This window comes from Serratia sp. Ser99 (genome assembly GCF_024519545.1).
Classification (GTDB): domain Bacteria; phylum Pseudomonadota; class Gammaproteobacteria; order Enterobacterales; family Enterobacteriaceae; genus Serratia; species Serratia liquefaciens.
The window spans coordinates 94,937-113,775 of record NZ_JALJRT010000005.1 but is presented as its reverse complement, the minus strand read 5'-3'; the positions used below and the strand labels follow the sequence as shown (position 1 = coordinate 113,775).

The 18,839-nt window shown below is 57.5% G+C and carries 18 protein-coding genes; 11 read left to right on the top strand and 7 right to left on the bottom strand.

Annotated features, from left to right (window positions below):
• Positions 1-27 precede the first annotated feature (27 nt).
• Positions 28-795 carry a zinc transporter ZupT gene (gene zupT, locus NR114_RS12220; RefSeq protein WP_046372592.1) on the bottom strand — a complete coding sequence of 256 codons (768 nt, stop codon included), beginning with the start codon at positions 793-795 and terminating at the stop codon, positions 28-30.
• A gap of 206 nt (positions 796-1,001) precedes the next feature.
• Between zupT and ygiD the strand changes: the two genes are divergently transcribed.
• Positions 1,002-1,784: a 4,5-DOPA dioxygenase extradiol gene (gene ygiD / locus NR114_RS12215; protein WP_020828707.1), complete on the top strand. Its 783-nt coding sequence runs from the start codon at positions 1,002-1,004 to the stop codon at positions 1,782-1,784.
• Between the two features lie 16 nt (positions 1,785-1,800).
• Here the strand turns inward: ygiD and NR114_RS12210 are convergent, their stop codons facing one another.
• Entirely contained in the window at positions 1,801-2,826 is a 1,026-nt protein-coding gene (locus NR114_RS12210; protein WP_234529757.1) for a LacI family DNA-binding transcriptional regulator, read from the bottom strand.
• Positions 2,827-3,041: 215 nt separating this feature from the next.
• On the opposite strand from NR114_RS12210, the gene NR114_RS12205 reads away from it, so the two are divergent.
• The 5 genes from NR114_RS12205 to NR114_RS12185 are packed head-to-tail and all read left to right on the top strand — an operon-like array spanning position 3,042 to position 7,393.
• Positions 3,042-4,811, top strand: a complete 1,770-nt coding sequence (locus NR114_RS12205) for a class I mannose-6-phosphate isomerase (protein ID WP_234529756.1) — start codon at positions 3,042-3,044, stop codon at positions 4,809-4,811.
• 5 nt (positions 4,812-4,816) lie between these two features.
• On the top strand, positions 4,817-5,245 hold the full coding sequence (locus NR114_RS12200) for a PTS sugar transporter subunit IIA (RefSeq protein WP_129941651.1): 429 nt from the start codon (positions 4,817-4,819) through the stop codon (positions 5,243-5,245).
• Positions 5,246-5,254: 9 nt separating this feature from the next.
• Positions 5,255-5,749: a PTS sugar transporter subunit IIB gene (locus NR114_RS12195; RefSeq protein ID WP_020828703.1), complete on the top strand. Its 495-nt coding sequence runs from the start codon at positions 5,255-5,257 to the stop codon at positions 5,747-5,749.
• Between the two features lie 22 nt (positions 5,750-5,771).
• Entirely contained in the window at positions 5,772-6,572 is an 801-nt protein-coding gene (locus NR114_RS12190) for a PTS sugar transporter subunit IIC (RefSeq protein ID WP_020828702.1), read from the top strand.
• Positions 6,572-7,393: a PTS system mannose/fructose/sorbose family transporter subunit IID gene (locus NR114_RS12185; protein WP_020828701.1), complete on the top strand. Its 822-nt coding sequence runs from the start codon at positions 6,572-6,574 to the stop codon at positions 7,391-7,393. The genes NR114_RS12190 and NR114_RS12185 overlap by 1 nt, the downstream gene beginning before the upstream one ends.
• Before the next feature lie 94 nt (positions 7,394-7,487).
• On the opposite strand, the gene NR114_RS12180 is transcribed toward NR114_RS12185, so the two are convergent.
• The 4 genes from NR114_RS12180 to NR114_RS12165 all read right to left on the bottom strand — a co-directional run bounded on the left by NR114_RS12180 (position 7,488) and on the right by NR114_RS12165 (position 10,782).
• Positions 7,488-8,270, bottom strand: coding sequence for a glucose-6-phosphate isomerase family protein (locus tag NR114_RS12180; protein WP_048759819.1), 783 nt, complete (start codon positions 8,268-8,270; stop codon positions 7,488-7,490).
• Complete coding sequence (locus NR114_RS12175) at positions 8,263-8,826, bottom strand: glucose-6-phosphate isomerase family protein (protein WP_234529754.1); 564 nt, start codon at positions 8,824-8,826, stop codon at positions 8,263-8,265. The genes NR114_RS12180 and NR114_RS12175 overlap by 8 nt, the downstream gene beginning before the upstream one ends.
• A gap of 123 nt (positions 8,827-8,949) precedes the next feature.
• A complete protein-coding gene (locus tag NR114_RS12170) occupies positions 8,950-10,110 on the bottom strand; it encodes a glutathionylspermidine synthase family protein (protein WP_129983995.1) in 1,161 nt (386 codons plus the stop codon).
• A 3-nt stretch (positions 10,111-10,113) separates the two neighbouring features.
• Positions 10,114-10,782 (bottom strand): DUF1190 family protein, encoded by a 669-nt coding sequence (locus NR114_RS12165; RefSeq protein WP_020828697.1) that lies wholly within the window; start codon positions 10,780-10,782, stop codon positions 10,114-10,116.
• A gap of 352 nt (positions 10,783-11,134) precedes the next feature.
• On the opposite strand from NR114_RS12165, the gene NR114_RS12160 reads away from it, so the two are divergent.
• The 4 genes from NR114_RS12160 to dhaM are packed head-to-tail and all read left to right on the top strand — an operon-like array spanning position 11,135 to position 15,451.
• The gene (locus NR114_RS12160) at positions 11,135-12,241 is read left to right on the top strand and encodes a glycerol dehydrogenase (protein WP_234529752.1); all 1,107 of its coding nucleotides are present in this window, start codon (positions 11,135-11,137) and stop codon (positions 12,239-12,241) included.
• A 52-nt stretch (positions 12,242-12,293) separates the two neighbouring features.
• Positions 12,294-13,364 carry a dihydroxyacetone kinase subunit DhaK gene (gene dhaK / locus NR114_RS12155; RefSeq protein ID WP_041415710.1) on the top strand — a complete coding sequence of 357 codons (1,071 nt, stop codon included), beginning with the start codon at positions 12,294-12,296 and terminating at the stop codon, positions 13,362-13,364.
• Between the two features lie 9 nt (positions 13,365-13,373).
• A complete protein-coding gene (gene dhaL, locus NR114_RS12150) occupies positions 13,374-14,006 on the top strand; it encodes a dihydroxyacetone kinase subunit DhaL (protein WP_020828694.1) in 633 nt (210 codons plus the stop codon).
• Positions 14,007-14,017: 11 nt separating this feature from the next.
• Positions 14,018-15,451 carry a dihydroxyacetone kinase phosphoryl donor subunit DhaM gene (gene dhaM, locus NR114_RS12145; protein ID WP_116691719.1) on the top strand — a complete coding sequence of 478 codons (1,434 nt, stop codon included), beginning with the start codon at positions 14,018-14,020 and terminating at the stop codon, positions 15,449-15,451.
• A gap of 8 nt (positions 15,452-15,459) precedes the next feature.
• On the opposite strand, the gene dhaR is transcribed toward dhaM, so the two are convergent.
• The gene (gene dhaR / locus NR114_RS12140) at positions 15,460-17,406 is read right to left on the bottom strand and encodes a dihydroxyacetone kinase operon transcriptional regulator DhaR (RefSeq protein WP_020828692.1); all 1,947 of its coding nucleotides are present in this window, start codon (positions 17,404-17,406) and stop codon (positions 15,460-15,462) included.
• Positions 17,407-17,640: 234 nt separating this feature from the next.
• On the opposite strand from dhaR, the gene NR114_RS12135 reads away from it, so the two are divergent.
• Positions 17,641-18,702 (top strand): mannonate dehydratase, encoded by a 1,062-nt coding sequence (locus NR114_RS12135; protein WP_234529793.1) that lies wholly within the window; start codon positions 17,641-17,643, stop codon positions 18,700-18,702.
• The last annotated feature ends 137 nt before the right edge of the window (positions 18,703-18,839 follow it).

The window sequence follows — 18,839 nt, the reverse complement described above, 5'->3', positions numbered from 1 at the left end:
TGCGGCTTTTTTTGTGGCTGAAAACCGTTAACCTATGCCGCCGCTTTGCAACAGCGTCAGGCTGAATCCCATCACCGCCATCCCACACAGCACGCCGTAGCTCGGGTTATTGTGCGGATCGATTTCTTTCGCCAACGGCATCAGTTCATCAACCGACAGCGCCACCATGATGCCGGCAACCGCCGCCATAATCGACGCCATTACCACCGGCGAAATCATCGGGCCAAGCAGCAGGAACGCCAATACGCCGCCGAGAATCTCCGCCATGCCGGAAATACCGGACCACAGCAGGGCTTTGGTCTTGGAGCCGGTTGCGGCATACACCGGGCCGGCCACCGCCAGACCTTCAGGTATATTGTGGATAGCCACGGCCAACGCAATGCCCATGCCCAGTTCCAGGTCGGCGCTGGCGGTGACGAAGGTAGCGATGCCTTCCGGAAAGTTGTGCAGGCTGATGCCCAGCGTCAACAGCACCGCGGTGCGCTTCAGGTTGTGCGGTTTCAGCGGTTGCTGCATCAGGTCCTGCGGGTGCTGGTGCGGCAGTATGCGGTCCAGCGCGAAATACCCCAGCAGCCCAAGCATGAACATGCCGTAACCCATCATCGGCGACATGCCGACGGTGTGCAGCGCCGCGGGCAGCATTTCCATCAGCGATATCAGCAGCATAATCCCGGCGGCAAATCCAAGAGCAAAAGCCAGCATTCGGTTGGAAGGCTTCTGGCCAATAATGCCGAACAGGGCGCCGACAAAGGTGGCGCCGCCGGCCAGCAAGGTCAGGAGCAGCGGTACGGACATGGTCGTCTCCTTATATGCTGAAATTATCGTTTATTTTCTGATACTAACAGAGTAAAGGCATAAATCGAGTGGATTTGGCTGATTGTTTCTATCGTTTTAACCGTTCAAATTTATTGAAGATCATCATCACGGTTATCCGGCTGTGTCGCCGTGGCAAACGGCGTAGTCTAGTCCCCATCATGTTTGCGACTGACCAAGGATCTTGTATGAACAGCTCTCGTATGCCTGCACTTTTTCTCGGCCACGGTAGCCCGATGAACGCGCTGGAAGAAAATCGCTATACCCAGGCCTGGCGTCATCTGGGTGAAACGCTGCCGCGTCCGAAGGCCATCATTGCCGTTTCTGCTCACTGGTACACCCGTGGCACCGCGGTGACCGCGATGGAAAAACCAAGAACCATCCATGACTTTGGCGGTTTCCCGCAGGCGTTGTTCGATACCCGGTATCCGGCGCCAGGATCCCCTGAGCTGGCGGCGCAGATCCAGCAAGTGTTGGCGCCGATTACTGTCACGGCAGACGACAGCGAATGGGGCCTGGACCACGGCACCTGGGGCGTGTTGATCAAAATGTATCCCGAGGCGGATATTCCGATCGTGCAGCTCAGCATCGACGGCACCAAACCGGCGGAATACCATTATGAACTGGGCCGTAAACTGGCGGTGTTGCGTGACCAGGGGGTGATGATTGTCGCCAGCGGCAACGTGGTGCATAACCTGCGGATGGTAAAATGGCAGGGGGACGCCACGCCTTATCCGTGGGCCACTTCGTTTGACCGGTTTGTGCGTGATAACCTGAATTATCAGGGGGATAACCACCCGCTGGTCAATTTTATGCAGCACGAAGGCGCGGCGCTGTCTAACCCGACGCCGGAACACTATCTCCCACTGTTATACGTACTGGGCAGTTGGGACGGCAAAGAGGCGATAACCCTTCCGGTGGAGGGCATCGAGATGAGCGCACTGAGTATGCTGTCGGTGCAGGTTGGCTAAAGGCTCTACGCCGGCCTCAGGCCGGCGTAGATTGATCGGCAAAGCCGCAGGATTGGCGGATCACCAGCGAAGGCGGCAGGATGATGCGTTTTGGTGGCTCATCATTGCCTTGAATGCGGCTATACAGCAGTTCCCCCGCCTTGCGGCCGATCTCGCGGGAGGCCACCGATACGGTGGTCAAACCCGGCTGTACCAGCGACGCTTCGGTAATATCATCAAACCCTATCAGCGCGAAATCACGGCCAATCTGGCGGTCGAGTTTGCGTAATGTCTGCATCACGCCCAACGCGACAATGTCCTGATAGCATAACGCCGCCGTGATTTCCGGATGGGCCATCAACAACTGCTCTGCAGCTTTGGCGCCGGAGCTTTGGCTGGCCTCGCTGTCGACGATCCATTCGCCCTTGACCACAATCCCCCGTTCCAGCAGCTTGCTGGTGTAACCCCCCAACCGCTGCGCGCGGGTGGTGGAGTTGATGGATCCTCCGATGAAAGCGATATTGCGATGGCCAAGATCCAACAGATGCTGGGTTGCCAACTGTGTGCCAAGGAAGTTATCTGTGCCGACAAAGTCAAAGTGCGCATCAGCCACCGGCCTGACCACCATGATGGCCGGGATCTTGCGGCGTTTCAGCGTTTCAAAAAACAGGCTCGGCGTTTGTCGGGCGGCACACAACACCATGCCGCTGGCGCTGTTTTCCAGCAGCGAGTCGACAAATTTTTGTTGCCTGTCGGCCGATTCTTCGCTGTTGGCCAGAAACAGCATCAGTTGATGGCGTTCCATTTCCTGGCTCAGTCCGGCGGTCATCTCGGCGTAAAAAGGGTTGGTGATGTCGTGCAACAGCAGGCCGACCTGATTGCTGCTGCGATTGCGCAGGTTTGCCGCGGTCTGATTGTAAACGTAGCCCAGATGATCGATGGCGCTCAGCACACGCTTGCGTGTTTCATCCGATATGCGGCCACGGTTGCGCAATACCATCGAAACCGTAGCGGTGGAGACTTTTGCGTATGCGGCGACATCCGCCAAGGTTATGGTGCTCATTTCATCTCCTGTCGATACTGGCTTTTACATCAAGGTATATCGATTAACCTTTTTCTGTGTAATTCCGTTAAATAGAGTGTGACGAAGATCGCGATTTATAAGCTTTTTAGCGGGTTATTATCCGTTATATGAGGTTAATCTCGTTAATCAGCCTGTTTGTTATGAGGTTAATCGATTAATCTTTTTCTATCTATTCAGTGCATAGGCAGAAGGATATGACAGAGCAACAGCGCAACGCAACAAGCTATGACAAACACCCGGAAGTGGCGGTTCAGGGCTTTGATCATGCCGCCTGGCAAGGTTGGCCGGCGGTGGTCGAGGCAGTCAGCCGCAAGGTTACCACCCTCGGGTTACGCAAAACCCTGTTGGTGGTGGATTGCTACCCTGGGGTGAATTTGGCAGAACTGAGCGAGAATCTTATCCATCCGCTGAAGCCAGCCAACAGTATCAACGCCGAATTGGCCAAATATGATGAATCGCATATTCACGCGATGATTGAACGCAACTTAACCGATGACCGCGTTTTTGGCGTGCTGTCATGCCATCAACTACCTGAATTTTTTGATGATGAGCGCGTGCAGCAGCTACGCGATCAAATTGCGAGCGTCGAAAGTGGCCTGGTAGTGATTTATGGACCGGGCGCGGCGTTGATCGCCGAGGGCGATGTGCTGGTGTATGCCGACATGGCTCGCTGGGAAATCCAGCAGCGTTTTCGCCGTGGTGAACTGGGCAACTGGGGCGTAACCAATGTGGACGAAGACGTGTTGCGTCGTTACAAGCGGGCCTTTTTTGTGGAATGGCGGGTGTTCGATCGCCATAAAACCCCGTTGTTGCAGCGTGCTGACCTGGTGTTGGACACCAACCAGGCAGGTAAGCCCAAGGCCGTGAGTGGCGAGGCATTCCACGCTGGATTGCAGCAGGTCACCCAACGTCCATTCCGCGTCGTGCCCTTTTTTGACCCCGGTATTTGGGGCGGTCAATGGATGAAACAACAGTTCGATCTCGACCCGATGGCAGCCAACTACGCGTGGTGTTTTGACTGCGTGCCCGAGGAAAACAGCCTGCTAATGCGTTTTGGTGACGTTCGGGTCGAGATCCCCTCACAGGATTTGGTGCTGTTATACCCGAGGCCCCTGCTGGGCGAGCGCGTACACGCCCGTTTCGGCGCCGAATTCCCGATCCGTTTTGACCTGCTGGATACCGTCGGCGGGCAAAACCTCAGCTTCCAGGTGCACCCGCTGACGGAATACATCCAACAGCATTTCGGCATGCATTACACCCAGGATGAAAGTTATTACATTCTGGCGGCAGAGCAAGACGCCGAAGTGTATCTGGGGATGAAAAACGGTACCGATCCGCAGGCGATGATGGCCGATCTGGCGGCCGCCCAAAGAGGTGAAAAGGCGTTCGACGATCGCCGTTTTGTGAACCGCTTCCCGGCGCGTAAACACGATCACTTCCTGATCCCGGCTGGGACGGTGCACTGCTCAGGTGCGGGTACCATGGTGCTGGAGATCAGCGCTACGCCGTACATTTTCACCTTCAAACTGTGGGACTGGGGCCGTGTGGGATTAGATGGCCTGCCGCGTCCGGTGCATTTGCAGCACGGTGAGCAGGTGATCAACTGGCAATGCGACACCAGTTGGGCAACGGAGCATCTGGTCAACCACGTTGAACCGGTTGCTGAAGGGCAAGGCTGGCAGGAAGAGCGAACCGGCCTGCACGAGCGCGAATTTATCGAAACCCGCCGTCACTGGTTCAGTGAACCGGTATTACACCATACCGAAGGGCGAGTGAACGTGCTGAACCTGGTGGAAGGGGAAGAGGCAGTGGTTGAAAGCCCTGAGGGCCATTTTGCTCCCTTTGTGGTGCATTACGCGGAAACCTTCATCGTCCCGGCTGCGGTCGGGGCGTATCGCATCAGCCCACATGGTCGCAGCCTGGGTAAAACCCTGGGCACCATCAAAGCCTGGGTAAGGGGATAAACATTATGTTGAGAGTGATTGTGACTTCTCATGGGCCGCTGGCCGAGGCGTTACTGAGCAGCGCGCGCATGGTTTACGGCGAGTTGCCGGGGACCAGCCATGTCGGTCTGAGTGAAGGCGCCGGCATCGAGGCTTTTAAGCGGGACTTTGCCGACGAACTGCGTCGGGTGAGCGCAGGGGCTGACGGTGTGTTGATACTGTGCGACATGTTGTGCGGTACGCCGTACAACGTGGCCTGTCGTCACGCCTTTGATCCCAATGCGCCAGTGCCGATGGCGGTAGTGACCGGCGTGAATTTCCCGATGTTGCTGATGAGTGCCGAATTGCTGGAAGGAAAGGATGTTCAACTGGCGGCACAGGAGCTGGTGGCGCAGGGCGGTGAGGCGATTGCGCTTGCCCGTCCGGCGGTGACGGCGCAAATGGACGATTTCTGAGGAGAGAGTATGGCTATTTCATTCGTACGTATCGACGACCGGGTCATTCACGGTCAACTGGTAACCCGCTGGGCGAAAGAGCTGCCCTGCGACGGCATCGTGGCGATTGATGATGAGGTCGCGGCAGATCCGCTGTTGTCATCGGTGATGAAAGGGGCAGTGCAGGACACCAAGGTATGGCTGTTCACCGTACAGCAGGCGATAGAAAAACTGCCGAAGGTGATTGCCAGCGACAAGCAGTACTTCGTGATTGGCAAATCGCCGGTCACACTGCGACGGCTGATGGAAGCAGGAATCGACCTCAGCAATCGCAACAAGAAAATCAACGTCGGCCCGATGTCTGCCCGCAAAGACACGGTGACTATCGGCCCGAATCAATCCGTGACGGTAACAGAGTCGGAAGCCTTCGATTTCCTGACCGAACACGGCCATGCCATCGAATTCCGTTTAGTCCCGGATGCCAGCCATTTCAGCTGGCTGGATGCAAAAAAGAAACTCAAATAAGCCTGAACGGCGGGAGTGAACTATGTGGTTTGAAGCGACGCTTATCGGGATACTTTGCTATCTCGGCGCGCTGAGCAGCCCCTGGCTGCTGGGACTGACCGGAGGCTGGTATATTCTCAGCCGTCCGCTGGTCTCCGGCATGCTGGTGGGGGCTATCCTCGGCGATGTACAGACCGGCATCATCATTGGTGTGGCGGTACAGGCGGTTTATATCGCCATGGTTACACCGGGCGGATCGATGCCGGCCGACCTCAATTTTGTAGCATTCCCGGCGATTGCGCTGGGCATTCTTTCCGGTAAAGGGCCCGAGGTGGCCGTCGCCCTGGCAGCGACTATCGGCATCATGGGCACCGTGCTGTTCAATGCCATGATGGTACTCAATTCCTACTGGAACCACCGCGCGGATCTGGCGGTGGAGCGTGGGGACGAACAGGGCATTTACCTCAACAGCGCCATCTGGCCGCAGGTCACCAACTTCCTGCTGCGCTTTGTACCGACGTTTATCGCCGTCTTTTTCGGGGCGCGCTATATCAACGCCTTTATGGACAGCTTGCCGACGCTGGTGCTGACTACCATGAACGTGGTCGGCGGCATTCTGCCTGCGGTCGGTATCGCCATTCTTCTTAAGCAGATTATTAAAAGCTACAGCATGCTGATTTACTTCCTGGTGGGGTTCATCTGCATTGTTTTCCTCAAGCTGAATATGGTGGCGCTGGTGATTGTCGGCGCGCTGCTGGCATTGATTCACTACAACTATAAGCCAGAGCCGCAGGCGGCTGCCGCACAGGCCGCGCCTCAGGCTGACGATGAGGATGAATTCTGATGGATACGCCAACACCAAAATTGAATAAGCAGGACCTGCGTCGTTGCTGGCGCAGTTGGATGATGTACAACCTGTCGTCGATGAGCTTTGAACGTCTGGAATCTTACGGTTTCTGCCTGAGCATGATGCCGGCGCTGAAAAAACTGTATCCGGAAAAACAACAGCGCATTGAGGCCATTCGCCGCCATACTTCGTTCTATAACACCGAGCCGCAGCTGGGCGCGATTGTTAACGGCATGGTGATAGGGCTGGAGGAAAAACGTGCCAACGGTGAGCCGATCGACGGTGAAACCATCAATACGCTCAAGGTCGGCCTGATGGGGCCGGTGGCCGGTATCGGCGACTCCATGGTGCCGGGCATGTTGCTGCCCATTTTGTTGAGCATCGGTATGGCGCTGGCTGCCGGCGGCAGCGTGATTGGCCCGTTATTCTACATTATGGCGTTCAGCCTGATCGTCATTCCCGGGTCTTACTGGCTGTTTATGAAGGGCTACCATATGGGCTCCGGCTCGGTGGAAATGCTGGTCAGCAGCAAGTCCTCACGCCTGCGAGAAGCGCTTTCCCTGCTGGGAGTGTTCGTTATGGGCGGCGTAGCCGCGAGCTACGTCAAACTGGGTACCGGCCTGGAGTTCATCACCAAAGACGGGGTGAATATTCACCTGCAGCAAATGTTGGACGGCATTTTCCCTAACCTGATGCCGCTGATCGTGGTGCTGATGACCTGGTATCTGATGGCCAAGCGGGGATTGTCACCGGTGAAAGCGATGTTGGGGCTGTTGGCCCTGGCAGCGGCAGGGGTGGCCTGCGGCTTGTTCTCCTGATACCCGTCGCCCTTCAAGCTGCAGCCAGGCGCCTAGGCTGCAGCTTGAAACTCATAGGGTAGAAATTTCCTATTATTGAATTAGACAGTAGTCTTTAGGGCTCAAACCGCTGCCATTTTTCCGCTACGCTGCCCGGTTTGGAAATGAACTGGAAGCGCGCCGGATCGGTCTCAAACTGCGAGTAGAGCGGGGCATCACTCAGACCGAATTCATGGTATTGGCGTGGGCCGATGGCGTGCAGCCGGCCGGACTGATAACGTGGGTTCTGTTGCCAGATTATATTGTCGCCCTGCAATAGCGGGTACCACGCCAGTCCTTTGTATTCACGCACGGCATCGTATTCAAAGCCATATTCACGATCGCACCAGGCAGCGAAGGTCAGCGGCTGGTGAGGATCGGCAGAAATCGTGGCGTGAGCCCAACCCGGTGGCACCAGCACCTTCTCGCCGGGTCCGGCGTGGACGGCGAAGCAGCGGCCCGGTTCATATTCCACCCGTTCCTGCATGTAAATGATCGCCTTTCCCTGCCAGATTTCATACAGCTCCGGTGGTGACCAACCGCTGTGCGCGCTGATACGGTGTACGTGTCCCTGGCTACGTATCGGCTCCTGGCCCAATTGCCCTTGAGCATAGGTGACAATGCCGAACAACAGCATGCGTTTCTTCAATTCGGCCAAATGTTGCTGTTTTGCGACGTCCATCGCGATGGCATAAACCTGCTCAGGTCCCTGGCTGTCAGGATCGCGCAGGGAACGGCGGATTTGCTCCAGCGTGCGTATCTCCGGCAAGGGGCCAATCACGTCATTGCCATAGCCAAATCCCATCGGACAGTCGCTAATACGGACATCAAGCCCAAATCGCAGCATTGAGTCACTCATATTGCGCCTCCGCCTTCCAGTCATCGCCATCGGCAAAGACCCGCAGCTTGAAACCCTGAGGCTGCAACGCATCGTAGTTGTGGCCGGCGACCGTTGGCCACACCGCCAGCGCAGAAAGCACGTCATTACCGGTATTGATCAAACGGTGGGCAGTAAAGGAGGGGATATGATGAACGCTACCGGGGGAAACCTGTTCCAGCGTACAAGTGCCGTCCTGGTGTTGCAGCAACAGCAAACCTTGGCCCCGTAGGCCAAAATAGAACTCGGCCTGTTCTGGCCGCTGGTGAAAATGCCCACGGGTCATAAAGAATTCGTCGCCCACCCGGCCAGGTTGCAGATGAGTGGTGCCGACAAACAGCTCGCCTTCCTGCTGCACGGAAGGCAACATTTCAACCTGATAGACGGCAAGCTCCGCCGGTAAGCTTTGCCAAGCCACGGCATCGGCAAAGATCCCCGCCAGGCTGCCCAGCGTCGTGGATTTGCGTTGAACATCAGGTGCGGTAAAGCATCCGTTCGCCAGGTTGACCTGCGGTGGGATCATGGATGTCAGTTTCATATCTGGTTGCTCCGCCCGAGGAGAACAGACGCTTCGAGTATAGAAGGTTAATCGATTAATCACCAGGCGAAATGCATAAAAAAAGCGCGATAAGATCGCGCTTTTTACCCAAGAACTGAGCCGTTAGCCGAGAATGATATGCGGATAGAAACGCGACAGATCCTGGGTGATCAGTTCACGATCTTCGCGCAGGCCGATCCCGCAGGGTTGATCGTCCACCAGCCAACTGCCGATCAGCGTATAGCTGCCTTCGAACTGGGGCAGCGGGTGGAACTGCTGCACGATCATGCCTTCTTCGCCGTAAGGGCCATCGACGCTCGCGACCTGCTGGCCGTTCTGCACGATCTGGATATTGGCGCCTTCGCGTGAGAACAGCGGCTTGGTGACGTAGTGGTCAAGCTGCGGGTGCTCGTCTTCTGCAAAGTAGGCCGCCAACAGATTTGGATGATCCGGGAACATTTCCCACAGCATCGGCAGCAGTGCCTTGTTGGAAATGATGCTTTTCCATGCCGGCTCCAGCCAGCGTACGCCGGCGTCTTCCAGCTTGGTGGAAAACATCTCGCGCAGCATGAACTCCCACGGATAAAGCTTGAACAGGTTACCGATGACCTGGTTCTGCAGGTCGGTAAACTGGCCTTTTTCACCCAGGCCAATCTCTTCCATAAACAGGAATTCGGTCGGCACGCCGGCTTCCAGCGCGCAATCTTGCAGATACTGCACTGTCCCGCGATCTTCTTCGCTGTCCTGGCAACAGGCCATATGCAGCAGGCCAAAACCGTGGTGCGCTTTCAGATCGGCGAAACGCGCGATCAGCTTTTCCTGCAGGCTGTTGTACTGATCGGATTCCGGGCTAAGGTTGCCCGCATTGATCTGATCTTCCAGCCACAGCCATTGGAAAAAGGCTGCTTCATACAGCGAAGTTGGCGTATCGGCGTTGTTCTCCAGCAGCTTGGGCGGGTTAACGCCGTCGTAGGCCAGATCGAGACGCGAATACAGCGAAGGCTGGTTGGTGCGCCATGAGCTGCGCACGAATTCCCAGGTGTGTTTCGGTATGCGGAACTTGGTCATCAGCGCATCGCTGCTGACCACTTTCTCTACCACCTGCAGGCACATCTGGTGCAATTCAGCGGTGGCGTTTTCAATTTCTTCAATCTGCGCCAGCGTGAATTGGTAATAGGCATCCTCACACCAGTAGGGTTCGCCGTACATGGTGTGGAAGCGGAAGCCAAATTCGGTGGCTTTTTCGCGCCAGTCCGGACGCTCGGTAATCGCAACGCGTTTCATGCATTAACCGCCCATGCTGCGTGAGCCGGAATTGGACGTTGCGCTGCTGCGCTGCATGCTGGTTTGCTTGGCCACGGATTCACCGAAGCCACCGCGGGTGACGGTATTGGTCACTGCCGGTTTTGGCGCCATCGCGGTTTTCGGCACCGTCATGGTGCGGCCGCCGGCTGTGGCTGGGCCGTAGCTCTTGCCACTGGCGTCAACAAACTTGCCGTTTGCCGGGCTGGCTGCATTTTTGGAGGTGAACAGCGGTTGCTGAGCAAAACCGGAGCCGCCCATCATGCGGCCCATCATGTAACCGGCCATCAGCGGCATCCAGAAGCTGCCGCTGCTCTGCGACTCTGCGGCCATGCCGGCCTGGGCCGGAGCAGGTGCCTGAGTACATTGAGCTTCGCCGAACTCGGCGACGCAGTCTTCGCGGGTTGCGTATTTCGGCGCCGTTTTCTCGGCTTCTTTCAGGGCGTTGTTATAAGCGGTGGTGCACTGCTCGCTCATGGAAGGGTTGTTGCGCGAACAGTCGTCGGCATTCTGATACATGGAGACAGTTTCATCGCTCTTCTCGCAGCCGGCCAGCATAAAGACTGCGCTGATCGCCAAAGCCACGGGGGCAACACGGTAGTTGCGCCAGGATTTGCGGAACGTCTCTTGGTTGATGTTTTTTGTCCGTTTCATCGTTAGTAATCCCATCAGTCGGGCTGTTTTCGCCCTTTCCCAGTAGTGGCCGTAAGAATAGGGGAAAGATGGTCAAAATTAAAGCTGAAACGCCCACAGAATCCACTCTTTACGCAGTTATACGTTGGGCTGTGCGCCAGCTCGCTTTACTGACTAAAAAAGCGGCGTCAGGGTTTCATTATGGAACGTACAGGGGAAAGTAATGTTCCATAATGAAACGAAAAATCCCGAGATCGCAAAGCAAGCGGCAAGCCCTATAGTCAGTCCATAACAACGCGGCGGCACAAGACCGACGCAGCATCACCTGATATCTGAACGTTACCATCGCCAATTTCCCTACAAGGATCCGGTTATGTTGAGAATCATCCAGTCTCCAGGCAAGTACATTCAGGGCGCCAACGCATTGGCCGCCGTGGGCGAATACGCCAAAAACCTTGCTGACCATTATTTCGTGATTGCCGACGACTTCGTGATGAAGCTGGCGGGCGATACCCTGATGGGCAGCCTGCAGCAGCACGCGGTGAAGCACCATGCCTGCGTGTTCAAAGGCGAATGCTGCCATAAGGAAATCGACCGGCTTGGCCGGGAGCTCAAGGCTCACGGCTGTCGCGGTGTGATTGGCATCGGCGGCGGCAAAACGCTGGATACCGCCAAAGCGATTGCGTATTACCAGCATTTGCCGGTGGTGCTGATCCCGACCATCGCCTCTACCGATGCGCCGACCAGCGCGTTATCGGTGATTTATACCGAACAGGGCGAATTTGCCGAATACCTGATTTACCCACGCAATCCCGACATGGTGGTGATGGACAGTGCAATTATCGCCAAGGCCCCGGTGCGGCTGCTGGTGGCGGGTATGGGCGATGCGCTGTCGACTTATTTTGAGGCGCAGGCGTGTTTCGATGCGCAAGCCACCAGTATGGCGGGTGGCAAATCGACGCTGGCAGCCCTCAGTCTGGCGCGCTTGTGTTATGAGACGCTGTTGGCGGAGGGCGTCAAAGCCAAGCTGGCGGTCGAGGCCGGAGTGGTGACGGAGGCGGTTGAACGCATTATCGAGGCCAATACCTACCTGAGCGGCATCGGCTTTGAAAGCAGCGGGTTGGCGGGAGCGCATGCCATCCACAACGGCTTTACCGTGCTCGAAGAGTGCCATCATCTGTACCACGGCGAGAAAGTGGCTTTTGGCACGCTGTCGCAGCTGGTGCTGCAAAACAGCAGCATGGAGCAGATCGAAACGGTGCTGGATTTCTGTCAGCAGCTCGGTTTGCCGATCACGCTGGCGCAAATGGGGATTAGCGGCGATGCGGCAGAGAAAATCATGGCGGTTGCCGAAGCCAGCTGCGCTGCCGGCGAAACTATCCACAACATGCCGTTCAAGGTCACGCCGGCCAGCGTTCAGGCGGCCATTCTGACGGCAGATCGGCTGGGCAATGCCTGGCTGCAACGACACTCAAGCTGATGCCGCAGGGGCGCAGCAGGCTGCGTCCCGTGGGCCAAACGAGGAAATAACCGTGAAGAAACTGATTAATAAGGTGGAATCGGTACTGGAAGAGCAACTGCTGGGGCTGGCAGAGGCGCACCCGGAGCTGTTGGTGCATCAGGAGCCGGTGTTCGTCACTCGCGCCGACGCGCCGGTCGCGGGCAAAGTGGCGATCCTGTCCGGCGGTGGCAGCGGCCATGAGCCGATGCACTGCGGTTTTGTCGGCGAAGGCATGCTCGACGGCGCCTGCCCGGGCGAAATTTTCACCTCGCCAACGCCGGACAAAATGTACGAGTGCGGCCAGGCGATCGACGGTGGTGCCGGGGTGTTGTTGCTAATAAAAAACTATACCGGCGACGTGCTGAACTTTGAAACCGCTACCGAGCTGCTGCATGACAGCGGCGTCCAGGTGGCGACGGTGCTGGTGGACGATGACGTGGCGGTCAAAGACAGCCTGTTCACCGCCGGACGTCGCGGGGTGGCCAATACCGTGCTGATGGAAAAATTGCTCGGTGCGGCAGCGGCGCGCGGTGACGATCTGGATAGCCTGGTGACGCTGGGCCACAGCATCAACAATCACGGGCATTCGATCGGTATTGCGTTGGGGGCCTGTACCGTACCGGCCGCCGGCAAGCCCTCGTTCGTGCTGGCGGAAAACGAGATGGAGTTTGGCGTCGGCATTCACGGCGAGCCGGGCATTGCGCGACGTCCGTTTACCACCCTCAATGCGGCGGTGGACGACATGTTTCATACCCTGATAGACCATGGCCATTACCAGCGCACCCTCCGCGTTTGGGATCGTCAGCAGGGGGAATGGCGTGATGAAGCGCAAACCAAGCAGCCGCTGACGCGCGGCGATCGCGTGATTGCATTGGTGAATAACCTGGGTGCGACACCTTTGTCCGAGCTGTATGGCGTCTATCACCGTCTGGCGGAGCGTTGTGCCGAAGCAGGCCTGATCGTCGAACGCAGCCTGATCGGTTCTTACTGCACGTCGCTGGACATGCAAGGGGTTTCAATCACGCTGCTGAAGGTGGATGACGAGTTGTTGTCGCTGTGGGATGCGCCGGTGAAAACGCCTGCGCTGCGTTGGGGTTGCTGAGGAGGAATTATGGCGTTAACCAAACAACAAGTGGTCGATTGGCTGATGCGTTGCGGCGAAGTATTTACTCAGCAGCGCGATTTCTTGACCCGGCTGGATACCGAGATCGGCGACGCCGACCACGGGCTTAATATGAACCGCGGCTTCAACAAGGTGGTGGAGAAACTGCCTTCGGTGGCGGACAAAGACATTGGTTTTATCCTGAAAAACACCGGCATGACGCTGCTGTCCAGCGTGGGCGGCGCCAGCGGTCCGCTGTTTGGCACCTTCTTCATTCGTGCGGCGCAGGCGGCGAATGCCAAGCAGAGCCTGGATCTGGCGGAGCTGCATCAACTGATGCAGGAAGGCGTTGACGGCGTAGTGATGCGCGGCAAGGCGGAACCGGGTGATAAAACCATGTGCGATGCCTGGTGGGCGGTGGTGGACAGCCTTGGTCAGTCGGTTGAGCAGCAGCTTGGCGTCGCGGAAGCCCTGCAGCGCGCCAGTGAGCGGGCAGAGCAGGCGGTCGAAAGCACTATCACCATGCAGGCGCGCAAAGGGCGAGCCAGCTATCTGGGTGAGCGCAGCATCGGTCATCAGGACCCGGGCGCGACTTCGGTGATGCTGATGATGAAAACGCTGGCAGAGGTCGCCGGCCAATAGCAGGAGGCGAGATGATCAATATCGTTGTTGTTTCACACAGTGCGCAGTTGGCTCGCGGCGTTGAGGAACTGGCATTGCAGATGATGCGTGGCGACGGCTGCAAACTGGCGCTGGCAGCGGGTGTCGATGATGCGGAGCACCCGATAGGCACCGATGCGATCAAGGTGATGGAGGCGATAGAGTCGGTGGCTGAGGGCGCGGGCATTGTGGTGCTGATGGACCTGGGCAGCGCGCTGTTGAGCGCTGAAACCGCCATCGATCTGCTGGATCCGGCGCTGGCCGCCAAAGTCAGGCTGTGTTCGGCGCCGTTGGTTGAAGGGACGCTGGCCGCCGTGGTTGCCGCAAATGCCGGCGCGGGGTTGGAGCAGGTGCTGGCCGAGGCGCAGGGCGCGCTGCAGGCCAAGCAGGCGCAACTGGGCGAGGGTACTGCGCCCGTGGTCAAAAAGGTTGAATTACCGCTGACGCAGGGGAAAAGCGTCAGTTGGACGGTACAGAACCCACATGGGCTGCACGCCCGCCCGGCGGCCCGGCTGGCGGAAGCGCTGGCGCCGTTCGATGCCGAACTGGTGCTGGAAAAGCAGGGGCAGTGCGCCAATCCTCGCAGCCTTAACCAACTGGCATTGTTGCAGGTGCGTCATGGCGACACCATCCGGCTGATTGCCGACGGTGCGCAGGCCGACCAGGCGCTGGCGGCCTTTAGCGCATTGGCGGAGCAGCACTTTGGTGAAACCGTCTCTGAGCAAAGTTTACCTTCGCTGCACGGTATACCGGTGGCGGAAAGCGTCACCAGCGGCCCGGTTTGGCAGGCGTACAGCTTCTGCCCGGCGATCACAGAACGCCAGATTGGCGCCGATGACGTACTCAACGAACAGCAGCGTCTGCGTGAAGCGCTGCAACAGACGCTAAGCGATTTGAACCGCCTGGCGGAGCGCACAGGCTCGTTGATTGGCAAGCCGCAGGCGGCGATTTTCGGCGCGCACAGCATGTTGCTTGACGATCCGGACCTGCAACAGGCGGCCTATACTCGCATTGCCCGCCAGCAATGCAGTGCCGAGCAGGCCTGGCAGCAGGAGATGGAAGCTATAGCCGAGGAGTATCGCGCGCTGGACGACGAATATATGCGGGCGCGTGAGCTGGATGTGCGCGACATGCTGCGCCGCACCTTGAGCCATTTGCAGCAGCAGCCGTTGCCGTTAATCACGCTGACCACACCGTCGATTCTGGTGATGGACGAACTGATGCCGTCTGACGTGGTGATGTTAGATCGCCGGCTGGTGCTGGGCATCTGTCTGAGCGGTGGCAATGCGCTCTCGCACAGCGCGATCCTCGCTAAGGCGATGGGGATCCCGATGGTGATTGGCATGCACGACTGCATGAGCAAAACCCGCAACGGCCAAAAAGCGATGCTGGATGCGGCACGCGGGGTATTGCAGCTCAGCCACTGACGGCCGCTTCAGGCGCGCAGCTTAAACTGGCGGATATCAATCTGATACTGTTTGATTTTCCGCCACAGCGTAGTGCGGCCAATCCCCAGCAACTGCGCCATTTCATTCAACTGCCCGCGGCTGACGTTGGCCGCGCGAATGATCGCCTGGCGCTCCATTTCCGCCAGTGTTAACAGCGGCATACCTGGCTGCGGATCGCTTTCCAGTAAGGGCTGTTGACCGAGCAGGTGCTCGGGCAGATCGGCCAGCTGCAGGTGGTGGCCGTGGCACATCATCGCCGTGCGCTCCACCACGCCTTTCAGCTCCAGATCGTTGCCGGGCCACAGATAGAGCCCAAGTTGGGTCATCACCTCGTCGTCTACCCGGAAGCGGCACTGGAAATGCTGTTCCAGCGTACGCAGATGATGCTTCACCAACAGTGGAATATCGCTCAGGCGCTGGCGTAACGCCGGGATCTGGATCTCGAACGCCTGCAGGCTGTAAAACAGCTGACGGCGAAAGCGATTTTGCTGCACCAGCAATGGCAGATCGGCGGCGCTGCTGGCGATCACCCGCACGTCGACGGGGATCACCCGGTTAGAGTTGAGCCGCATTACCACGCCGGTTTTCAGCACCTGTAACAGTGCCGACTGCATTTCCATCGGCAAATACTCAATCTGCTCCAGGTACAGCGTCCCGCCGTTGGCCAGTTCAAACTTGCTGAGCTGGCCCGCTTCCTCTTCGTTGGCGTCGCTGCCCAGCAGCTCGCGCAGCCCCTGGGCCTCCGGCAATAGCTGACAGTTGAGGGCGATATAGGGCCCGGCGGCGCGATCGCTGGCATTGTGGATCGCCTGACTGAGTTGTTCCTTGCCGACGCCTTCTTCGCCACACAGCAAAATGGGATGCTGCCCCTTCGCCGCCTGTTGGCCATAGCGGATCAAGCGACGCATCTCCAGCGAGGCGGACGGCATCTGTTCAAAGCTGTGGCTGACGCGCCCCAATTGGCTGCTGACATACTGGCGCAGCCTTTCCAGCGGGTGCAGCAGGGCGATAAAGCTGCAGCGCTCGCCGTCGAAGATCGGCTTCAGGGTTAATAGCGTTGCGATAAACTGCCGCTGGCTCTCAAAGGTGACTTCAACGTGCTGCAGCGCCTGACGCTGGGCGATAGCTCGGTTGAGCAACGCGGGCAGCGTCAGCAGCTGTGTCAGCGGTTTGCCCTGGCTTTGCTGCTCATCCAGTTTCAACAGGGTGGCGGCACGCTGGTTGATGTACTGCAGATAGCCGCGATGGTCCCAGGCCATAACGCCGTCATCCACGCCGTCGAGCAGGCCGTAAAGCTGGTTCAGGTGGCGGTTGGACTCGGCAAGGAGGCCATCGGCATTCAGCGAATTACCGATTTCGCGTGCCAGCGCCAGCGTCAGGGACAGATCGCCGGCGGCGCAGTCGGCCAGCAGACAGCCCAGCGCAATTGATCCGCGTTGACGGCCGCTGTTGTCATAGACCGGGGTGGCGCAGAATGACCAGTCGTGCAGCGCCTGACGCACGTGCTCGCTGCCGCGTACCTGTATCGGATGCCCCTCCGACGCCGCCAGCGACGGTGCATTGGTGCCGATATCACCTTCCGCCCAATAGGCGCCGGGGGTAAACCCCAACAGCTGCAGACGTTCGCGAGTCAGGACATCGCCGCACAGCCACAGCATGCAGCCGCTTTCGTCGAGGATAGCCAACAGGCAGCGGCGCTGTTCCATGTATTCGCAGGCGTCCTCCAACGCTGCCTGGCCGAGCGTCAGCAGATCGTTCTTACGCTGGCAGATTGACGTAAAAGTCGCGCCCAGCGCGCAGTGGGGGGCTTTCCACACCGCAGGCTGCATCAGGCTGCGACAACGTAGCCAGGAAGCATAAATTGCCGGAGCAGGGCGCTGGGCCGGCGGCAGTTCGCCTTCGATCAGGCGTTGCCAGCGTGAAGTGTTCTCCATCGGATCCCATCCAAACGAGATAAAGCGATAGCCGTGATGATATCACCCCCTCTTCTTTTCGACGGTTTGCCGTTGCCATATTGACGATGAAGATCACATCGCAGTGATTTGCCGCTTTTCTGTTATTTTTATTTCTCACAACCTGTCATACAGGTTGATAGCTTGTGCCTGAGGGGCAGGGTACGAATCCGTAATCGGTGATAAATAAAATTTTTTTCTTCAGGAGATAAGGTGATGAAACTGGGTTTCGGTCTGTACAAGCATATGCTGGATGATGAGCACTTTGCCTTTGCTCGCCAGTGCGGTGCGACGCATATCGTGGTGCACATGGTGGATTACTTTCATCGAAACGATCGTTTTTCTCGTTCGAATCAGCCCGTGGGCGATACTCAGGGGTGGGGAACGGCACAGGCGGAGATCTGGAGCACGGAAGAGCTGCTCGATATTCGTGCCCGGATGGAGAAATTCGGCCTGACATTTTTTGCCATCGAAAACTTCGATCCCTGTCATTGGGACGACATTCTGTTTGATGGCCCCAAAAAAAATCAGCAGATAGAAACGGTTAAACAAATTATTCGCAATGTGGGTGCCGCCGGTATTCCCGTTTTTGGCTATAACTTCAGCCTGGCCGGGGTCGCCGGTCGAATAGAGGAAAATAAAGCGCGTGGCGGAGCAAAAACCGTTGGGCTAAACGGAGCCAATGAGCAAACAGAAAGCCCGCTACCGGCCAGCATGGCGTGGAATATGGTGGTGGATGAAGATGCTACAGGGTTGAGAGAGGTGGCGACGAAAGAGCAGCTTTGGCAGCGTCTTGAGTGGTTCCTGGCGCAGATTGTCCCGGTGGCGGAAGAGGCTGGCGTCAGGCTGGCAGCGCATCCGGATGATCCACCGCTCGAGTTTGTACGCGGTCAGCCGCGGTTGGTCAATCAACCGCATTTGTATCAAAAATTGCTGGATTTGCAACCCAGCCACGCGAATGCGCTGGAATTCTGCCTTGGCACTATCGCCGAAATGTCAGAGGGGGATGTTTACCAGGCGGTGGAGCAGTACGCACAACAGGATGCCATTGCTTATATCCACTTTCGCAATGTGAAAGGCAAAGTGCCGTACTACCATGAAACCTTTATCGATGAAGGTGATATAGACATGCCGAAGGTGTTGCGAGTGCTGAAAGAGTGCAAATTTGACGGTGTATTGATCCCCGATCATTCGCCGCAAATGAGCTGTGAGGCGCCATGGCACTCGGGTATGGCCTATGCGATGGGATACATGAAAGCACTTATGCAGGTTATTTGAACCTTTTCTCGATTTTCAGCCAGTTCTTCTGCCCAAACGCCCAGAAGTGAATTCCTGCTATTGGGGCTGAGGATCCAAATCTATAAGCCGAGACAAAAAAAACGGGGCTGGCAAATGCCATACCCCGTTTTCAATGC

What these genes read in the sequence shown, in the direction of transcription:
- dhaM (WP_116691719.1), top strand. Translation starts at nt 14,018, where the DNA reads ATGATCAATATCGTTGTTGTTTCACACAGTGCGCAGTTGGCTCGCGGC.
- NR114_RS12165 (WP_020828697.1), bottom strand. Translation starts at nt 10,782, where the DNA reads ATGAAACGGACAAAAAACATCAACCAAGAGACGTTCCGCAAATCCTGG.
- NR114_RS12180 (WP_048759819.1), bottom strand. Translation starts at nt 8,270, where the DNA reads ATGAGTGACTCAATGCTGCGATTTGGGCTTGATGTCCGTATTAGCGAC.
- NR114_RS12160 (WP_234529752.1), top strand. Translation starts at nt 11,135, where the DNA reads ATGTTGAGAATCATCCAGTCTCCAGGCAAGTACATTCAGGGCGCCAAC.
- NR114_RS12185 (WP_020828701.1), top strand. Translation starts at nt 6,572, where the DNA reads ATGGATACGCCAACACCAAAATTGAATAAGCAGGACCTGCGTCGTTGC.
- NR114_RS12170 (WP_129983995.1), bottom strand. Translation starts at nt 10,110, where the DNA reads ATGAAACGCGTTGCGATTACCGAGCGTCCGGACTGGCGCGAAAAAGCC.
- dhaR (WP_020828692.1), bottom strand. Translation starts at nt 17,406, where the DNA reads ATGGAGAACACTTCACGCTGGCAACGCCTGATCGAAGGCGAACTGCCG.
- NR114_RS12195 (WP_020828703.1), top strand. Translation starts at nt 5,255, where the DNA reads ATGGCTATTTCATTCGTACGTATCGACGACCGGGTCATTCACGGTCAA.
- ygiD (WP_020828707.1), top strand. Translation starts at nt 1,002, where the DNA reads ATGAACAGCTCTCGTATGCCTGCACTTTTTCTCGGCCACGGTAGCCCG.
- NR114_RS12205 (WP_234529756.1), top strand. Translation starts at nt 3,042, where the DNA reads ATGACAGAGCAACAGCGCAACGCAACAAGCTATGACAAACACCCGGAA.
- zupT (WP_046372592.1), bottom strand. Translation starts at nt 795, where the DNA reads ATGTCCGTACCGCTGCTCCTGACCTTGCTGGCCGGCGGCGCCACCTTT.
- NR114_RS12200 (WP_129941651.1), top strand. Translation starts at nt 4,817, where the DNA reads ATGTTGAGAGTGATTGTGACTTCTCATGGGCCGCTGGCCGAGGCGTTA.
- NR114_RS12210 (WP_234529757.1), bottom strand. Translation starts at nt 2,826, where the DNA reads ATGAGCACCATAACCTTGGCGGATGTCGCCGCATACGCAAAAGTCTCC.
- NR114_RS12135 (WP_234529793.1), top strand. Translation starts at nt 17,641, where the DNA reads ATGAAACTGGGTTTCGGTCTGTACAAGCATATGCTGGATGATGAGCAC.
- dhaL (WP_020828694.1), top strand. Translation starts at nt 13,374, where the DNA reads ATGGCGTTAACCAAACAACAAGTGGTCGATTGGCTGATGCGTTGCGGC.
- NR114_RS12175 (WP_234529754.1), bottom strand. Translation starts at nt 8,826, where the DNA reads ATGAAACTGACATCCATGATCCCACCGCAGGTCAACCTGGCGAACGGA.
- NR114_RS12190 (WP_020828702.1), top strand. Translation starts at nt 5,772, where the DNA reads ATGTGGTTTGAAGCGACGCTTATCGGGATACTTTGCTATCTCGGCGCG.